Here is a 15618-nt window from a genome sequence, read left to right as displayed (position 1 = left end):
TTGCGAGAGACGCGACGCGAGGGAGAGCTGAAGTCCTTTCTTATTTCAGCGAATTGTCACGACTCGTCACCGCCGGAGAGATGGCGGATTGCTTGTAGTTCGTGCTTGTGTTCCCGTTCATCTCGACGGTAGCGCCAGGAAGGGCCCCAACTTTGTAAGAGACGCCGGAGGCGATGTCGTGCTCGCGTTCGACGCGGTTGCCTCGTATAATGTTCCTTCCACCGACATTGGAGAAGGAAATGCCACTGGGGCAATCGGAGATGTGGTTGTCCTCCACCACGAGGTCGCGGATTCCACCCGGCCACGGATCTTCGGGTTTGGCAGCAGCCGGGGGCAGGTATTGCACGGCGATGGCAAAGCAGGGATTCATCTGTCCGGCACGTGTGATGCGGTTGTCTTTGATGGTGACTTTGGAGACTGAGGTGTTCGTGGTGCGCAGGCTGATGCCTATCCAACTTGTGTCTTCGATCACGTTGGATTGAATCACTACGTCCTCAGCGTTCGAAACAACAATGCCCTCGGTGTGCCACGTGGAGAGATCATGGAGCCAGTTCTCCGAGATCACCACATCGTGTGACTTGTGATCCTCGATGTCACCGACGATGCAGATGCCTTGGAAATCGACATTGGCGATCTCGTTGTGGGTTATGCGCAGGTGGCGCTTCTTTTTCACCGCGATGCCCTGCCGCATGGCACGTGTCGTGCCGAGGATGCGATTGTCACGCACGTCGCCGTTGGAGCCAGTGCCGGCAATGTACATGCCATGCTCGCCCGAACTGAGCACAGTCACGTGGTGGATGGAGAATCCATCGGTCACGGAGTCCATGTTCACACCACAGAGGAAGGCAGTCTCGATGGTGAGGTCATGGAAGTGGACATCATCAATCTTCCCGGTGCATCCCAGCACTCCCCAGCCATGAGCGCCCCACTCGCGGTAGTCATAGTTTTGACCGTTGTCGCCCAGCCACAGGTGATCCACCTCCACGTTCTTCACCTCCTTTTTGGGGTTTCCCACGTAAAGTGCGGGCACACCACCCTGTTCCGTGATGATTTTACCGTCTTTCATCTTCGCCTTGAACAGCACGGAGGAGTTGAAGATGGCGCTGGCGGTTCCAGAGCCGCATAGGCGGATGTTTGACGCCGCCACATTGAGGCCCGGCCCGCCTTGATAAGTGACCCGATAGAGGCCGGGCGGGAAATACACTGTGCCTCCGGTTTCCGTGAGTGAATCGATGGCCTTCTGAATCGCCTGGGAATCGTCCGTGCCGAAGCATGTCTTGGCGTTGGAAACATTCTGCTTCGCTTCGTCCGCGAGGATGACTGTACTGGAATCAACTATAGAGACAATCTTGCTGGTCAGCGGCGATCCGAAGACTTCACCCAGATCTTTGACGGTCTGCGAGGATGCTTCCAGTACGTAGATGGGCTGGCCGATGTCCTCCTTGGTGAAGTTGGCAGTCGCGGAGAGGAAGACCTTCGACCCTCGAGTCACGGTGCCGTCCGTCACGCGGCGGCAATCTCCCTTCGCGCCGAAGTCCTTCACATTAACCCGTGGGTTGGCGGGAATCGGAGTCTTCGCGGGTCCAGTATCCGAAGCGGCGAGGCTGCCTGCTGCCAAGACAATGGCAAGCAGGGCAATGGGAAGGAGTGAGGAAGGTTTGTGCATGAACAATCAGCCGTGAGGAAGAGGGGGGAGCCGCCGGTGCCACAGATGGATTGTCACGCTTCAGACGGCACAAAAATACGCGATTCGGTCATGTTCCATTTCATGCCGCGTACTTTACAGGACCACTCTTGTTCAGCAGGAGACAGAACACCCTGACAACCGGCGTAATGTGCGGGTCATGTCAGATTGTTTTTCCCGACGTCACTTTTTGAGCAGCAGCGCCATGAACCTCGGCGCGCTGGGGTTCATGAGCTTGCTGAAGGATGACGGTGTGCTCGCGGCGGTGAATCCTGAGAAGCCCCTGCTGGAGCGCGCGGTGTATGACAATCTGCCCAAGGCTCCTCATCACGCCCCCAGGGCGAAGGCGATGATCTCGCTTTTCATGGGAGGCGGTCCGAGCCACATCGACATGTTCGACCCGAAGCCGCTGCTGAAGAAGTATGACGGCAAACTCTTCCCCGGAGGGGAGATCAAATTTGACAACGCCGGCGGCGCTTCACGTGAGGTGATGGCGAGTCCCTTTGAATTCAAGAAGCACGGTGAGTGCGGAATGGAGCTGAGCGAGCTTGTGCCGCACACGGCGGCCATTGCGGATGACATTTGCATGGTGCGCTCGATGAATCTCAAGGGCATCCGCAACCATGTGGCTGGCATGCGTGCCATGGATACCGGCAGCGGCCTCAACGGTCGCCCTGCACTGGGCAGCTGGCTCACCTATGGTCTCGGCAGTGAGAATCAGAACCTGCCGGCCTTCGTGGCTCTGGTGGTGGGGAAGAATCCTCCGGGCTCACCTTTCTGGGCGAGCGGGCTGCTGCCATCAATGTTCCAGGGAACACACGTACGCGAGCAGGAGCCGCGCATCATGAACCTGGATCCGCCCGCGTACCTGAAGGGCGCACCGCAGGATCTGCAGCTCAACCTTTTGGAATCGCTGAACCGCCGGCATCTTGAACAATTCCCCGGTGAGCATGACCTGCAGGCTCGCATGGCGAGCTACGAACTGGCCGCCCGCATGCAGATCGCCGCGCGCGAGGTGTTTGACTTGAAGAAGGAAACCGCGGCCACGCGTGCGCTGTACGGTCTGGACAATGATCGCACGCGCCGCCTCGGCGAAGCATGCGTCATTGCGCGACGGCTGGTGGAGCGAGGTGTGAGATTTGTGCAGATCTGGGACTACTCCTGGGACATGCATGAGAACATCTTCGAAGCATTGCAGAGGAAGTGTGCCGCGGCGGACCAGCCCAGCGCGGCCCTCGTTACCGATCTGAAGTCACGCGGCATGCTGGACAGCACCCTGGTGTATTGGGGTGGGGAAATGGGACGCCTGCCAGTGATTCAAGGGCGCGGCAAGGGCAAGCCTGGTCGCGATCATAACACGGATGGCTTCAGCATCTGGATGGCTGGTGGCGGTGTGAAGCGTGGCCACGTGCATGGTAGCACGGATGACTTTGGCCTCTTTGCGCAGACGGATGTGGTGTATCATCATGACTATCTCACCACCGTGTTGCATTTGATGGGACTCAATGCGGAGAAACTGGCCTACAAGCGCGGCTCACGGAATGAGACCATCCTGGCCGGTCAACCGGGCAATGTGGTGCGCGGGATGCTGGCCTGATGACTGCACAAGTGTGCGGTGAACGGGGGCTTTGTTGCTGATTCGGAACCCTGCTGCGTGCGTTGCTCCACCCTCTCCATTCGCGCGCGCGTGGGATGGGGCGCTATGCGTGCTTCCAAAAAAATAATGGCGCCTGCATGAATAAGGAAAAGGGGGCTCCGTCGAAGGATGTGGCTGCAGTTATCACAAGAGTGCAGCCAAGGAAAACATCCCAAACCCCAATGAAATTTCTGTTCACATCCCTTGTCGCAGCCGCAGCTCTGACATTTGTACCGACCACAGCGTCCGCTCTCGATCACGGTCATGGTCATGGCCACAATCATGGAGGTCACAACCACGGAGGACATGGTCACAACCATGGAGGCCACAATCACGGAGGTCATGGTCATGGTGGCCATGGCGGACATGGAGGTAGCGGACACGGTCATCATTATGGCGGACACAACGGTCACGGTCATGGCCATCATCATCACAGTCATGGTGGCGTGCAGGTCTACATCCCCGGCATCGGATATGTGTTCATCCGCAGGTAAGCGCCATTTGGCGGCGACACAGTTGTCGGTTCCACGCCTTTAACGAAGCACCATCCCATGAAAAAACTATTCGTCATCTCCGCCGCACTGCTGCTCACCGCAGGCGGCACCATGTGGGCGGCAGTGTCGCTGCCGTCAGAGCCCATCACAGCACAGCAGCAGGACAAGACCACAGGCATTGCCTCCAGCACGCCATCCAACACAACGCCGGACCCCATGGGTCGCCGTGGTCGTGGTCGTGGCCATGGTGGCGGCGGTGACCACATCTGCGGCACGCGATTCTGCGGCCAGCACTGCCATCATCACGGTCACGTCTGGTGCGATGGCCACGCCCACTGGTACTGCCCGGGCCATCATTGATCCCTTTGCCATCCGAATCACCGCTGGTGAATATGCAAAATCCGTGCAGCGCTGAAGTGCTGCACGGATTTGTTGTTCGAAGCAGATGAGAAGGGCTTCGTTATGCCTTGCCGCCGTAGCTCACGAAGTCATCTGCATCCAGCCAGTCAAACCAGGTTGCCAGATCGCTGCGCTTGTCGAGCCCCGCGGACTTGATTTGCTCGTTCACAAACTCGCGCGATTCGAAGGCTCCAGGAGCGGTGGCTTCTTGATGCGCGCTCCAGTGATGGATCTCCCAATCGGAGCGTGGAGTTTTTCCATTCTTCTGAATCCACGCCAGGAGTTCACCATCGCCCAGGCCCTTGGAGACTTCAGCTTTCAACGCCTCGGCATCAACGCCGGTGAACTGGAGGAAGCGCTGGTCGATGGGACAGGCATAGTGATAGGGACCTTGGGTGCCTTTGATCTCAGCACGACATTTGTCGAGCATGCGTGGGAGGATGACATACCCACCCAAGCGGATGCGAACGCTGCGAGGTGGATGCTGTGAAAGATCGGGTGCGGAGAAGTTCATAGATGAGGAACAGATTCAACTTTCCATGCGTAGTGAACGCGTCCAAGGGGGCGGGGACAAACGCATGATCATTGAGGTCATACGCCAGTGCCCGCCCGATGAGGGTTTGCAATTTGCATATTTCGTGCATTGGTTGTCTGTCCGATTCAAAAAGTCCCCATACGTCCATGTCAAAAGTGCTGATTATCATCGGACTGCTGGTGTTCGCGTACGCGTGCCGCACGTTCAACAATCGCTGGCTCGCCAAACTGGGCTGGCTGGCTGTGCTTGTTTCCACCTATTTGGGTGGGTATTTCCTGGCAGGGAACAGCCACCTTTGGGGTGGATTTGCGCTCTCTCTCTGGGTGCTCTTTCCTTGGGTGGAGATTGTGGGTCGTGTGCGGAAACTGCGTTTTCCCCTTCACAGCGAGGTTCGTCATCGCTTCCCTCCCTCACGGGAAATCTTCCCGGATTTGGATCTCATCACCACGGAGGTGGAGGAGTCCGGCTTCGATAAGGCGGATGATGCCGGATGGAAGTGGGAGGCCACGGATCATTTTGTTCGTATCTTCTACCACAGCGCCAAGAAGCTGCAGGCGACGGTGAGCGTGGCTCAACAGGAGGGCTTTGTCTTTTCCCATGCGAGCCTCACCTCGCGCACGAAGGAGGGCATGACCTTCGTGACTACGAACTATCCTTTTAGCTTTACCATGAAACTCGCACCGCAGCAGAGGCTGCAGCGTTGCGACAGCGCTGAGACCTTTGACGAAATGCTGGTGGCTCATGACAGCTTCCTGGAGAAGCATGGCGTGAAGCCCGAGGCAATCGCCACGCAGGATCCTGACACACTGCACACCACGCTGGAAACCGACCTGAGCGAGCAGATCAATCACAACCTCACTGCGGGTGTCATCATTCGTGAAGGGGCCGATCACTTCCGCTACTCCTGGCGCGGGTGTTTCTACCTTTGGTTCCAAGTGGTGAAGGACATGATCCGCGTGTAGCACGGTGCCGTGCATCATCTCGTGCAGAACGCCTGAATGACAGGGGTGATCCCGATGCATTTTGCATTGGATTGTGCGCCTTTGCCTTGATTCGCTGGGTGCACAACTGGCTCACAACCAGTGAATTGTGCGAAATGCAACCCAATTGGCAGGAGTCATGCGCTTTACAGGGGTGTCCAAACCAATATCACCTGACATGAAAGCGAAAACTCTTCTTCAATTTGCACTCCTTGCATCTGTTGCTGTGGCCATGAGCGGCGCGCTGAGCAGTTGCAAGACGGTCAAGGGCTTCGGCAGTGACGTGGAAAAGCTGGGCTCGAAGATCGAGCAGAAGGCGGATCAAAACACGCACTATTGAAACCTGCCGTGCAGGTATCCCGCAATGCCTGGCATGCTGCCCACGGCACGCTCCTCATCAACCCCCTGAGGCTCGTGCCGGTGGCGTTGTGAAAACACTGAACCAAAAGGGGAACACAACATCAATTGCCGCATCCCTGATATGCGGCGGAGGAAAACCTCATGAACATTCTCATCATCGATGATGATGCCAGAAGTCACCATGCGGCTTCGCAAGCGGCGCAGGCGGCCGGACACCGCGCCACCATTGTGGCAGGCAGTCATGAAGCCCTGTCCACCGCGTTGCACGAGCCGTATGACCTGGCCCTCTGGCATGTACCCGCCAACAATGACGTCCCTGAATCCACCCGCAATGTCCTGAAGGAGGTGGCGCACACGCGCCCCGACCTGAGGGTTGTGCCATTTGCAACCTGCGAAGACGATACGCCGGTCGATGAATTCATGGGCAACCTCATCTCCATGAGTGAAGATCTGGGGCAACCCGAACACAACGGCCATGATTCCCCCGGGATGAATGGCGAACAGGTGGTGCCGGGTGCCCGCATCAGCATCAAGTCCCTGGAGCAGGAGCACATCCGCCGCATCGTGGAGAGCACTCAATCCCTGGCGGAGGCCGCGGAGGTGCTCGGCATCGACGCCGCGACCTTGTACCGCAAGCGCAAGCGCTATCGCATTGCCCAGTAGGTTGGGTGAGGCGCAGCTTGAAGGGCCTCTTCAAAGCGGTCCCGTGAGACTTGCGAGTCCCACGGGACCGGGCGTTGGCGCAAGGGAGTCAGGCTGCCCTCCGGCCTGTGAACAGCGAAACGAGGAACAGGATCAGGAAGAGGAAGAAGCAAATCTTCGCAATGCCCGCGGCAGTCCCTGCGATGCCGGTGAAGCCAAGAGCCGCGGCAATCAATGCGACGATGAGGAATGTGATGGTGTAGGAGAGCATGGTGGATGGGGAAGGTTCTGAGATTCCCGTAGGATCGCTGGAGGTGCATTGGATGTGCCATGGCGATTCTTTGCCCGTAGCATGCTCGATGTGAGGCCCATCCTTCATAGGCTGACCGGCCGCCACCCAGCAGATCGCCGTGCAGTATGCCTCGATGAACGTAGTGATCGTGCAGAATGTAGGCAGGCGCTGCTGCTGCTGTGTCGCAGCTACAACAGGCTTGCCTCAATGTGTGGAACCTGGGCGGAGGATGGCGCGGTCCCCATGCCGCGAGGATTCAACCAGAAGAGCTCACCGTGGAAAGGCGTGTGAGGCGTTTCCTTCAGCAGGGGATACAAGGGATCCAGCTCGTGCAGCGACAGCAGCAGGTGCATCCAGCCTCGCTTGGATGCTTCCTCCCGAAGGGCTTGCATCAGGAGACGGAAGACCTCGGGATGGGCTGAGGGCACCGCCAGAAAGCTGGCATAGCCGAATTGAAACAATGTTCCCGGCGTGGGAAGACGAGGAATGGGCAGGACCCGGTGAGACAAACGCGAGAGGTGGTAGAGCAATCGCCATCTGCCCGCATAGCCAAGAACACGTGTCTGCTTGAATCCGCTCTGGTTCCACACACCGGCTGTTCCAAGAATGTGTGATCCCTCCTGCACGAGAAAAAAGTCTTCGGTCTGAAAATCACGCCATCGCCCTCCAACCGCGAAATCCTCGGGCCGATGCACGGGGGCGAACTGGCGTGAGGCATTGTGTGCATTCAAGAATTCAACGATGCGTGGAAGAGCGGCCGGTGTGCCGCGCGTGATACGAAGCGGTGAAGGAACACATATTTTTGCGCGTGATGGATGAACCCCAGCAGTGACGAACGCACCCAGGGGATGATACTGCGGCACTCCGGCGCGCGCCTGGGAGAGGGCCGCCTTCGCGTCTGCGTTCCCGGCAAAAATGGCGGTGTGATAGAGGGCTGTGGCGTCATCAGCATCGAGCTCGCGAAGGAATTTCCATCCGCGAGCCAGCACGGTGCCTTTGCGCCATCGGGGCAGGATACGCAGGTCACTGAGATAGCCTGCGTGCTGCGCCGTGCCATTCACGAAGGTTCTGGCAAGACACCTCGTGCCGATGCCGGCAATCTCGCGGGTGGCGGTATCCTCGCAGACGATGACCTGCACTGCATCCCCCTGCACACGCAAGGCGTCGAAGAACGATGGCTCACGCTCAAAAGCCAGACGCACGCCACCCGCCATGGGTGTAGCGGCGAAGGCGCGACGTAGAGCAGCGTCGTCTTCAGCAGTGGCGAGGCGGAAACGCAGCGACATCGAAGGGGTGCGTTACGAGCGCATGAGATCTCAGCTGGTCATCCATGCCTCCCATCCGCCTTCACGTCGGAGTGAGGCGGGCTTCACATCTCCTGCACGCTGGCCGAGTGCCACGCAGCGTTGCAGGTAGCGTGCCGCTGCATCAGAGGGCACGGGTACGACACGTATGGGTTCCAACTGTCCCAGCGTGCGACAATAGCGATAGTGGGGATTCTCCTGGAGGAGAGCGTCGAGTTCAGATGCGAGATGCTCACAGGAGGGGGGCGAGGCTCCGGCTATCAGGATATAGGATGATCCATCATCGGATGGTGCCACCATGAGGAAGGCGGAGCGTAGGTCATGGTGCAGGCGCAGTGCATCCAAAGAGCGTCCGACGAAGTAAGGGTTGAGCTTTTCGCCCTTGAGATCGCTCACTCCATCTTCTTTGCCCATGAATTCCAGTACGGGGGTTTCCCCCACCAGGCGGACACAGCGAACGCGGTCGCCGATGCGATACCGCCAGAAGCCGCCCCCAGTGGTCATCACCATGGAGTATTCGCTGCCTTCCTCAAGTTCGTCGCACAACAGGGCTTCAGTCGCGTCGTCCGCGGAGTTTGCCGGGAGGAATTCATAGAAGTGCGAGTTCAGGCACGGCACACAACCGCCGGCAGACTCGATGGGGATCGTCATCACACCCTCGGTGGCCAGCAGGCCCTTCGCCTGAAGTTTCACTCCGGGCAGTCTCTTCTGCAGAGCTGCAAATCCCGCACGTGACGCCGCGTCACCCCAGCAACTCACCACGGCGAGATCCGGCCAGAGTTGTGTGGGAGATTCATCAAAGCCATCCAGCAACAAATCGAGAAAGCTCGGACTCCACACCGAGATGAATCGGAGATCGCGTGCCTTCCGGAGATAATCACGCGTCGCCGCGAGGCAGGAGTCCATGTCAGGCATCTTCCCAACGGAAGCCGGTACGGCAAAGAGCCTGGCCGAGAGCCACTGCTCGAGGCGGCCAAGGTATTCCGCATCATCATCGAATCCAATGGGGATGCCACCGTTCGTCTTCCGCTTCTCGCGGTGCAGCGGTGTGATGCTCCAGTAGTGCCGCCCGCGACCCATGGCGGGGTGGGTGGCATACAGGTCATACATCCATGCACGAATGGCCGCCTGGAACTCTGCGCGCAGCGAGCGTGTGTACGGGATGAGCTTCGCAGCGCTCGTGGATCCACTGCTGGTTTCAAACATCAGCACCGATTCGGTCGTGAGAACATTGGGCTCACCGTCTGCCGCGCGCTCGATGAGAGGGCGGAGATCCTCATAGGTGAAGGTGGGCACGGCCTGCTGGAACTCCCGTGCGCTCATCTGCGGATGCAGGGCATGACCTTTGCCAAAATGGGATGCGGCATTCTTGTGAAGTAAACCCGTGAGCACCTTTTGCTGGGCCTTCCGAGGATGAGCCATCGCTTCAACCAACCGCCGATGCGCAGGCCGGCAGAGGCTCTTCCAGGCGAGATGTGCGAGCATGCGAATCAATCAGCGTGGAGCGGGATGTCAGCACACCGCGGGCTTTCCCCATGGGGCGGCGGTGGATGCTTCGCTGGATTCGCCGCGCATGCCCTCCTGGAGATGCCGACGTGCTGCTCCACGCATGTTCTCCGGTGAGATTTCCGCGAAGCATACCAGCTCATGACCCTCCGCATAGCGTGGATTGCGCTCAAGGAAGAATGCCACATGCTCACGGCGATCGCGCGCGGTGGGCACGTCTGCCAGCGCACTACGCAGATGTCCTTTTGATGAGGTAAACTCCAGGCGTCCGGAGTCCGTGTGATAGTCCCCGCCAAACATTTGCGAGGCGACCGTGTCTTTGAAGCGCTGCAGGGTCATGTCCTCAGCGCCGGAACGCGGATGGTAGTGGTGGAAGAAAAGCGGAAGATAGAGATAGGTACGGTGTCCCTTGGAAAGCAGCAGCCAGTAGAGCGCTTCCTCCGCGTGGCGCGCCTTTACCCGGCCGGCATAGCGGCACCAGGCGCGCACGAGCTCCTGAGTGCCCCACCACTCCGGGGCGATGATGGTGTCTCCCGAGAAGAGCACACGGATGACACGGCCATCAATTTCGAAACGATGGGTGACTTGCGTGGAAAAGCCCTGCACCGCGCCGGTGGCATCGCACAGGAGGAGCACGTCATCCTTTGCGGAAAGATCCGCGGTGAATTGCTCCAGGCTCACCGCCTCGTAGCTTGCAGAGAAGAGGACGAAGAGTCCGCGGACATCCGCCTCGGAGAGGCTGGTCACGCGACGGACTTCGCTGGAGAGCTGCTTCATGCTGGGATGAACAATGCATGATTCCGCCACAGAAGCCACCCCAGGATGGGGTACAGCGTGGCATTCACCCACCAGGTGAAACGATTCACGGCGGCGAAATGAGCGCTGTTGTCGGCAAAGTAGATACCCGTGGCAGGATCCACGCGGGCACGGAAGATCTTGGCCATGCGCGCCTCGACGAGGAGTGTGGCCAGCAGCAGCATGGTGAGCCCTCCTGCACTCTGCCAGAAAATGACCACCAGCACTGCGGTGAGCAGATCATGGGAGATGCCATATCCACAGCGCCAGGATCGCGACACGTAGAGCATATAGAACTCGATCACACCACGGATGAGGAAACTCCAGAAGACCATGCGATAGAGCCGACTCGTGGCCGCATCCACCTGGGCATACCAGCCCATGATGACGGGCAGCACCACGAATACGAAGAGCGCGAAGTTCAGCCACGCGATCTTGGGCGGGCTGATGCGTCCACCCACGATGGCACCACTGTTCTGTATGATGGAAAACAGCCCCACGGTGGCAGAGAGCACCAACAGTGCGATGACACCGCGGTGTGCCAGCAGGATTTCAAAAGCGGATCTCGATGGTTCGTCCGGAGGCATCTGCGTCTTGGGGTTCACCGCGTTCCATTTTTCTCCTCATGCCCTGGATGTGCAGGCCGAGGAGATCCGTCTCCACATGGGAGAATTGCGCTCCACCAAAGCGCCGGAGCTGCCGTGTCATGCGCTTCAATACGTCCACGTCCTGCCCTATGATGATGCGTGAGAGCGGCTCAAAGAACAGGCGCACCAGCCAGCCAATCTTGCCGAAGGCATAGGTCATCACGGTGTACACCTGCGACTCGTGCTCACTGATGGGTGTGCATTGGGAGGTGATGATGAAATGCCGCTCCGGAGTGAAGGCATAGTCCACCCGGCTGATATTTGGCAGGATGAAGCGGTCGGTGTGCACCACTTCCTTTCCTTTCGGAAACAGAAGCTTGGACACCACACTCGTCGAGATGGGTTCGCCTTCGAATTGCGCGGAGGCGCTGGTGGCATCCCTGGTGACATGGGCACGCAGCACCCGGGTGTCGGGACTGCGGAACCAGCCCTTGTGCACATACACCGTGTGCGGGCAGTCCAGGAAGTTTTCCAAACAGGCTTCTACACTGGCTTCGAAGCGGGTGTTCATCACGAATGTGGTCCAGCCTGCATCGCCCAGATGCGCAAACTCATACGGAGGGTGCGTGGGAGCCATAGAGGGATCATCGCCCATCCATACCCAGATGAAGCCCTGCTGCTCCACCACGGGGAAGGAGCGGACATTGACGCGCGGAGGTTTGGCATTGTCGCCCAGCGAGGGCACATGCTGGCAGCGGCCGTCGCCATCATAACGCCAGCCGTGGTAGGGGCACTCCACGCAGCCGGCGTTTACCTTGCCCTCGGAAAGGGCCATATTGCGATGCGCACAGCGATCTACCAGCGCTTGTGCCGCGCCTGAGGCATCACGAAAGAGTACCAGTGGCGTTTCAAAGATGGTACGCGCCACTGGCTTGTCGCGCAGTTCACGCGACTGGGCGGCGATTTTCCAGGAATCTCGCAGTGACACGCCTGTTCCTGAAGCGCGGCTTGAGCCTCAGCTCAAGCGCTTGTTCACCTCCGTGCTCAGGGTCTTGCCGTCCACGCGGCCGGCGGCCCGTTCTTGCAGGAGCTTCATCACCTTGCCCATGTCCTTCTTGGTGGTGGCGCCGGATTCCGCAATGGCATCCGTGACCAGCTTTTCCAGTTCGGCCTGGCTCATTGCGGCGGGCAGATACTTCTCCAGCACGGCGATTTCAGCCTTCTCCACTTCGGCCAGCTCGGGACGCTGTGCGGTCTCATACTGGGCCACAGAGTCCTGGCGCTTTTTGATTTCCCGGCGGATGACCACAATGGAGTCTGCATCGTCGAGTTCCCCGTCTGCGCCGTGCTTTTCAATGGCGGCATATTTCAGGGCGGACTTGAGCGAGCGCACGGTGTTGAGGGCCACGGTGTCCTTGGCCTTCATGGCGGTCTTGATGTCCTCAGTGAGTTGCGCGGTGATGCTCATGGTCGATGTGAAAAGGAAGGTTGAAGACCTGAGATTGGCACGGCTCGCCCCGTCGCACAAGGGAATGCGGTTCCTCAAAGGGTGACCCCCAGCAGTTTGGAATAGCTATCGTAGAAGTTCTTCACCGGCTCGAACTGGTCATACAGGATGATGAGCGGGGCGTACACGTACTGGGGCCAGGTAGGCGTGTTCCATCCGAAATGCTCAAACATCCAGGCCAGCGGCGGCGGACTCAGGATGTAGAAGAGAATGGCGCCCGAAATGCCCAACAACCATGCAGCTGCATGACTGTGGCCGTCAGCCTGGTCTGAACGGGCATCTTCTGGCATGGGTCGGGGCGCGGTTCCGGTGCGTGGCGCGGCACATCAAACTTGAAACACATGGTCCCGTGGAAGTTCCACTCCACAGATGACGCATGTGGCGCGGCGGGAATTGGTCTTTTGCTTGCAGTTCGGGCAGTCGGAAATCTGCACACCCATCCTGCCATCCGTACGACCATCGCGGAGGTCGATTTCCAGCACCTTGTTCACGAATTCTTCGTCAGTGAACTGCGCTCGTTCGCGAAGCATTTCCCACATCGCCTGGCAGTGCAAGGCGAGGCGCTCAATGCGGCGTTCCTGGCTGGCCAGTCGTTCGTGCACTGCTTCCGCCTTGGCTGCAGCGTGGTTGGCGGTGGACTGCGCGTCATTGATGCGGCCCTGTTGATAGAGATCGACAATCATCGTGGGAGAGTGAGGTGTTTCGCGTGATGCCTCGAAGGGATGCTTCGTGGTGATCTCGCTGCCGCATACGACACAGCGCGGGCGCTGGGTGTTCACGTTGTTTTTGCATTTCGGTCCCAGACGAAACCGGCCATGGCATGCGGATTCGCCATCATCACCAGTGAGACGCAAGTATCCTTCATCTGGTGAAATCCCGGAGGTGACTTCTGAGAGGCAGAGGGTACCTCCTTACAGAGGGGAGGTCTTCAGAGAATAGCGCTCGATACCTTCCGAGTGGAAGAAGGTCTGAATCGCGCTTGAAGCCTCGGTAGGAGAGTTCGTGAAAATGAAGATGGTGCACGCACCATCACCAAATTCTTCACCGTCAATTTCACCCAACCGACCTTCGGCCAGTACTTGCTCAAGACGATGCTTCAAATCGAGTGCCTTCTCACGTTCAAGGGCTGTACCGAAGTCTGGGCCGTTCAGGTCCAGAGTGAGTTCAATTTGCGAGCCGTAGGTCACTGCCGACTGCATGCGCTCTCCACGCATCCACCACCAGCCGACCCAGATCATGGCCACCGGTAATAGTAATTTTGGCACCTCAACGAGGCGAAAACGAAAATGGTCGTTGGGCATGAAGAGCCCATAGGCGCACCATGCGAGAATCGCGCTTCCGATGAGGAAGGACACGAGTCCGAGCACCAAGAGTCCCGCACGCTTCATGTTCGTCTCTTTCCCAAGGGGGGTATCCGGAGATTTGACCTGCGTGTTGAGCTACAACCGCACAGGAATGTCATGCTTCTGCAAGTGGCGCTTCACATCGCCCACGGTGTATTCACCGAAGTGGAAGATGCTGGCGGCCAGCACTGCGTCCGCCTTGCCATCGCGCAACACGTCTACCATGTGGTCCAGGTTTCCCGCACCACCGCTGGCGATGACCGGAATGGTCACGGCTTCGCTTACCGTGCGATTGAGGCCGAGGTCGTAGCCCGCCTTGGTGCCATCCGCATCCATGCTGGTGAGTAGAATCTCACCCGCGCCGCGCTTACAGACTTCCGCAGCCCATTCGATGGCGTCGAGTTCCTTGCCATCACGAATCGCAGGCTTGCGACCACCGTGGGTGTACACCGTCCAGGAGCCACGCTCGTTGCGCTTGGCATCGATGGCGACCACGATGCATTGGCAACCGAAGGCGCTCGCGGCTTCATCCACCACTTCGGGATTGAAGATGGCTGCGGTATTGACGCTGACCTTGTCTGCACCGGCCAGGAGCATCTTCCGCATGTCCGCGACGGTACGAATGCCACCGCCGACCGTCACCGGCATGAAGCAGCGCTCTGCCGTGCGCTCCACCACATCCACCATGGTGCGGCGCTCATCGCTGGTGGCCGTGATGTCCAGGAAGACCAGTTCATCCGCGCCCTGGTTGTTGTAGGCCACGGCACATTCCACCGGATCTCCGGCGTCGCGCAGGTCCAGGAACTTGGTGCCTTTCACGACACGGCCGTCATGAACGTCAAGGCAGGGGATGATGCGTTTGGTGAGCATTGAGAAAAGGGATACGTGCGCTGCTTGTCTCCGGAGACTGGGACGCGCAAGGCGGCAGATGCGTAGGGCGGGGAAGGGGGCTTGGCAAGGGCAGGTGGCAATTTCGCCATTTCCGGTTGTGCTTCGCCCTCGCGTACACGACCCCTTGGCAAGTCACTCCAGGCGACCGATCATGCCTTATGCCGTAGAGATGTACTTCGATGAGCCGGGCACTGCCCGCATCCGCGAGATGTGGGACCGACTTTCCAGCATCGGCTTTTCCAGCATGAACGATTGCGGGGCTCGACCGCATGTGTCGCTGGCTGTGTGTGAGCAGCTCGAACTCAGCACCGCCCCAGCCATCGTGGATGACTTTTCTGGGGGCGTCCCACCCTTTGAGCTCAGCTTTTCGTCATATGGGTTGTTCCCAGGTGCGGAATGTGTGCTGTTTCTCGCGCCCAAGGTCACCTCACTGATGCTGGAAAAGCATGCACGCTTTCATGAGGTTATCTCCACTGCCACAGATGGCATGTGGGCGCACTATACCCCTGGGCAGTGGGTGCCTCACTGCACACTGGCTAGAGCATTTTCTATTTAATTTGTCGCATAATTGGCATGACGAAGAAAGTTGGCGCAGTGCTCTGGTGAGAACGTGTCCAGTGCTTGCGCGACGGCTGCTTCCAAACCTTCAAAGGTGCGTTGGGC

The 15618-nt window shown here is 58.8% G+C and carries 20 protein-coding genes; 7 read left to right on the top strand and 13 right to left on the bottom strand.

The window, feature by feature from the left end:
* Positions 1-40 precede the first annotated feature (40 nt).
* Entirely contained in the window at positions 41-1666 is a 1626-nt protein-coding gene (locus DES53_RS27300; RefSeq protein WP_113961514.1) for a right-handed parallel beta-helix repeat-containing protein, read from the bottom strand.
* A gap of 223 nt (positions 1667-1889) precedes the next feature.
* Between DES53_RS27300 and DES53_RS27295 the strand changes: the two genes are divergently transcribed.
* The 3 genes from DES53_RS27295 (at position 1890) to DES53_RS32620 (ending at position 4174) form a co-directional block, all read left to right on the top strand.
* Complete coding sequence (locus DES53_RS27295) at positions 1890-3281, top strand: DUF1501 domain-containing protein (protein WP_245958282.1); 1392 nt, start codon at positions 1890-1892, stop codon at positions 3279-3281.
* A gap of 309 nt (positions 3282-3590) precedes the next feature.
* Positions 3591-3857, top strand: a complete 267-nt coding sequence (locus DES53_RS27290) for a hypothetical protein (RefSeq protein WP_170157456.1) — start codon at positions 3591-3593, stop codon at positions 3855-3857.
* A gap of 14 nt (positions 3858-3871) precedes the next feature.
* On the top strand, positions 3872-4174 hold the full coding sequence (locus DES53_RS32620) for a hypothetical protein (protein WP_147263653.1): 303 nt from the start codon (positions 3872-3874) through the stop codon (positions 4172-4174).
* 100 nt (positions 4175-4274) lie between these two features.
* Here DES53_RS32620 and DES53_RS27280 read toward each other — a convergent pair whose 3' ends face one another.
* Positions 4275-4643, bottom strand: coding sequence for a DUF5069 domain-containing protein (locus tag DES53_RS27280; protein ID WP_245958281.1), 369 nt, complete (start codon positions 4641-4643; stop codon positions 4275-4277).
* A 251-nt stretch (positions 4644-4894) separates the two neighbouring features.
* Between DES53_RS27280 and DES53_RS27275 the strand changes: the two genes are divergently transcribed.
* From DES53_RS27275 to DES53_RS27270, 3 genes are all read left to right on the top strand, one after another.
* Positions 4895-5710 carry a hypothetical protein gene (locus DES53_RS27275; RefSeq protein WP_113961509.1) on the top strand — a complete coding sequence of 272 codons (816 nt, stop codon included), beginning with the start codon at positions 4895-4897 and terminating at the stop codon, positions 5708-5710.
* 196 nt (positions 5711-5906) lie between these two features.
* A complete protein-coding gene (locus DES53_RS33255; RefSeq protein ID WP_170157455.1) occupies positions 5907-6068 on the top strand; it encodes an entericidin A/B family lipoprotein in 162 nt (53 codons plus the stop codon).
* 161 nt (positions 6069-6229) lie between these two features.
* Positions 6230-6751, top strand: a complete 522-nt coding sequence (locus tag DES53_RS27270; RefSeq protein ID WP_113961508.1) for a helix-turn-helix domain-containing protein — start codon at positions 6230-6232, stop codon at positions 6749-6751.
* An 88-nt stretch (positions 6752-6839) separates the two neighbouring features.
* Here DES53_RS27270 and DES53_RS27265 read toward each other — a convergent pair whose 3' ends face one another.
* The 11 genes from DES53_RS27265 to hisF form a co-directional block, all read right to left on the bottom strand.
* Positions 6840-7001 carry a DUF1328 domain-containing protein gene (locus DES53_RS27265; RefSeq protein WP_113961638.1) on the bottom strand — a complete coding sequence of 54 codons (162 nt, stop codon included), beginning with the start codon at positions 6999-7001 and terminating at the stop codon, positions 6840-6842.
* Between the two features lie 209 nt (positions 7002-7210).
* Positions 7211-8308 carry a hypothetical protein gene (locus DES53_RS27260; protein WP_113961507.1) on the bottom strand — a complete coding sequence of 366 codons (1098 nt, stop codon included), beginning with the start codon at positions 8306-8308 and terminating at the stop codon, positions 7211-7213.
* A 30-nt stretch (positions 8309-8338) separates the two neighbouring features.
* The gene (locus tag DES53_RS27255; RefSeq protein ID WP_113961506.1) at positions 8339-9811 is read right to left on the bottom strand and encodes a GH3 auxin-responsive promoter family protein; all 1473 of its coding nucleotides are present in this window, start codon (positions 9809-9811) and stop codon (positions 8339-8341) included.
* A 27-nt stretch (positions 9812-9838) separates the two neighbouring features.
* Positions 9839-10609, bottom strand: coding sequence for a hypothetical protein (locus DES53_RS27250; protein ID WP_113961505.1), 771 nt, complete (start codon positions 10607-10609; stop codon positions 9839-9841).
* Complete coding sequence (locus DES53_RS27245; protein ID WP_147263652.1) at positions 10606-11214, bottom strand: hypothetical protein; 609 nt, start codon at positions 11212-11214, stop codon at positions 10606-10608. The genes DES53_RS27250 and DES53_RS27245 overlap by 4 nt, the downstream gene beginning before the upstream one ends.
* Positions 11180-12202, bottom strand: a complete 1023-nt coding sequence (locus DES53_RS27240; RefSeq protein WP_113961503.1) for an aromatic ring-hydroxylating dioxygenase subunit alpha — start codon at positions 12200-12202, stop codon at positions 11180-11182. The genes DES53_RS27245 and DES53_RS27240 overlap by 35 nt, the downstream gene beginning before the upstream one ends.
* Positions 12203-12229: 27 nt before the next feature.
* A complete protein-coding gene (locus DES53_RS27235) occupies positions 12230-12682 on the bottom strand; it encodes a GatB/YqeY domain-containing protein (protein WP_113961502.1) in 453 nt (150 codons plus the stop codon).
* Between the two features lie 74 nt (positions 12683-12756).
* Complete coding sequence (locus tag DES53_RS27230) at positions 12757-13011, bottom strand: hypothetical protein (RefSeq protein WP_147263651.1); 255 nt, start codon at positions 13009-13011, stop codon at positions 12757-12759.
* Between the two features lie 36 nt (positions 13012-13047).
* Entirely contained in the window at positions 13048-13500 is a 453-nt protein-coding gene (locus DES53_RS27225; RefSeq protein WP_147263650.1) for a hypothetical protein, read from the bottom strand.
* A gap of 132 nt (positions 13501-13632) precedes the next feature.
* The gene (locus DES53_RS27220) at positions 13633-14076 is read right to left on the bottom strand and encodes a hypothetical protein (protein ID WP_147263649.1); all 444 of its coding nucleotides are present in this window, start codon (positions 14074-14076) and stop codon (positions 13633-13635) included.
* 84 nt (positions 14077-14160) lie between these two features.
* Complete coding sequence (gene hisF / locus DES53_RS27215) at positions 14161-14934, bottom strand: imidazole glycerol phosphate synthase subunit HisF (protein ID WP_113961498.1); 774 nt, start codon at positions 14932-14934, stop codon at positions 14161-14163.
* A gap of 172 nt (positions 14935-15106) precedes the next feature.
* On the opposite strand from hisF, the gene DES53_RS27210 reads away from it, so the two are divergent.
* Positions 15107-15511 carry a 2'-5' RNA ligase family protein gene (locus tag DES53_RS27210; RefSeq protein WP_170157454.1) on the top strand — a complete coding sequence of 135 codons (405 nt, stop codon included), beginning with the start codon at positions 15107-15109 and terminating at the stop codon, positions 15509-15511.
* The last annotated feature ends 107 nt before the right edge of the window (positions 15512-15618 follow it).

Origin of the sequence: Roseimicrobium gellanilyticum (genome assembly GCF_003315205.1) — a bacterium.
Taxonomy (GTDB): Bacteria; Verrucomicrobiota; Verrucomicrobiia; order Verrucomicrobiales; family Verrucomicrobiaceae; genus Roseimicrobium; species Roseimicrobium gellanilyticum.
Note: the sequence above shows the minus strand (reverse complement) of the source record. Positions and strands in the feature narration are given on the sequence as shown.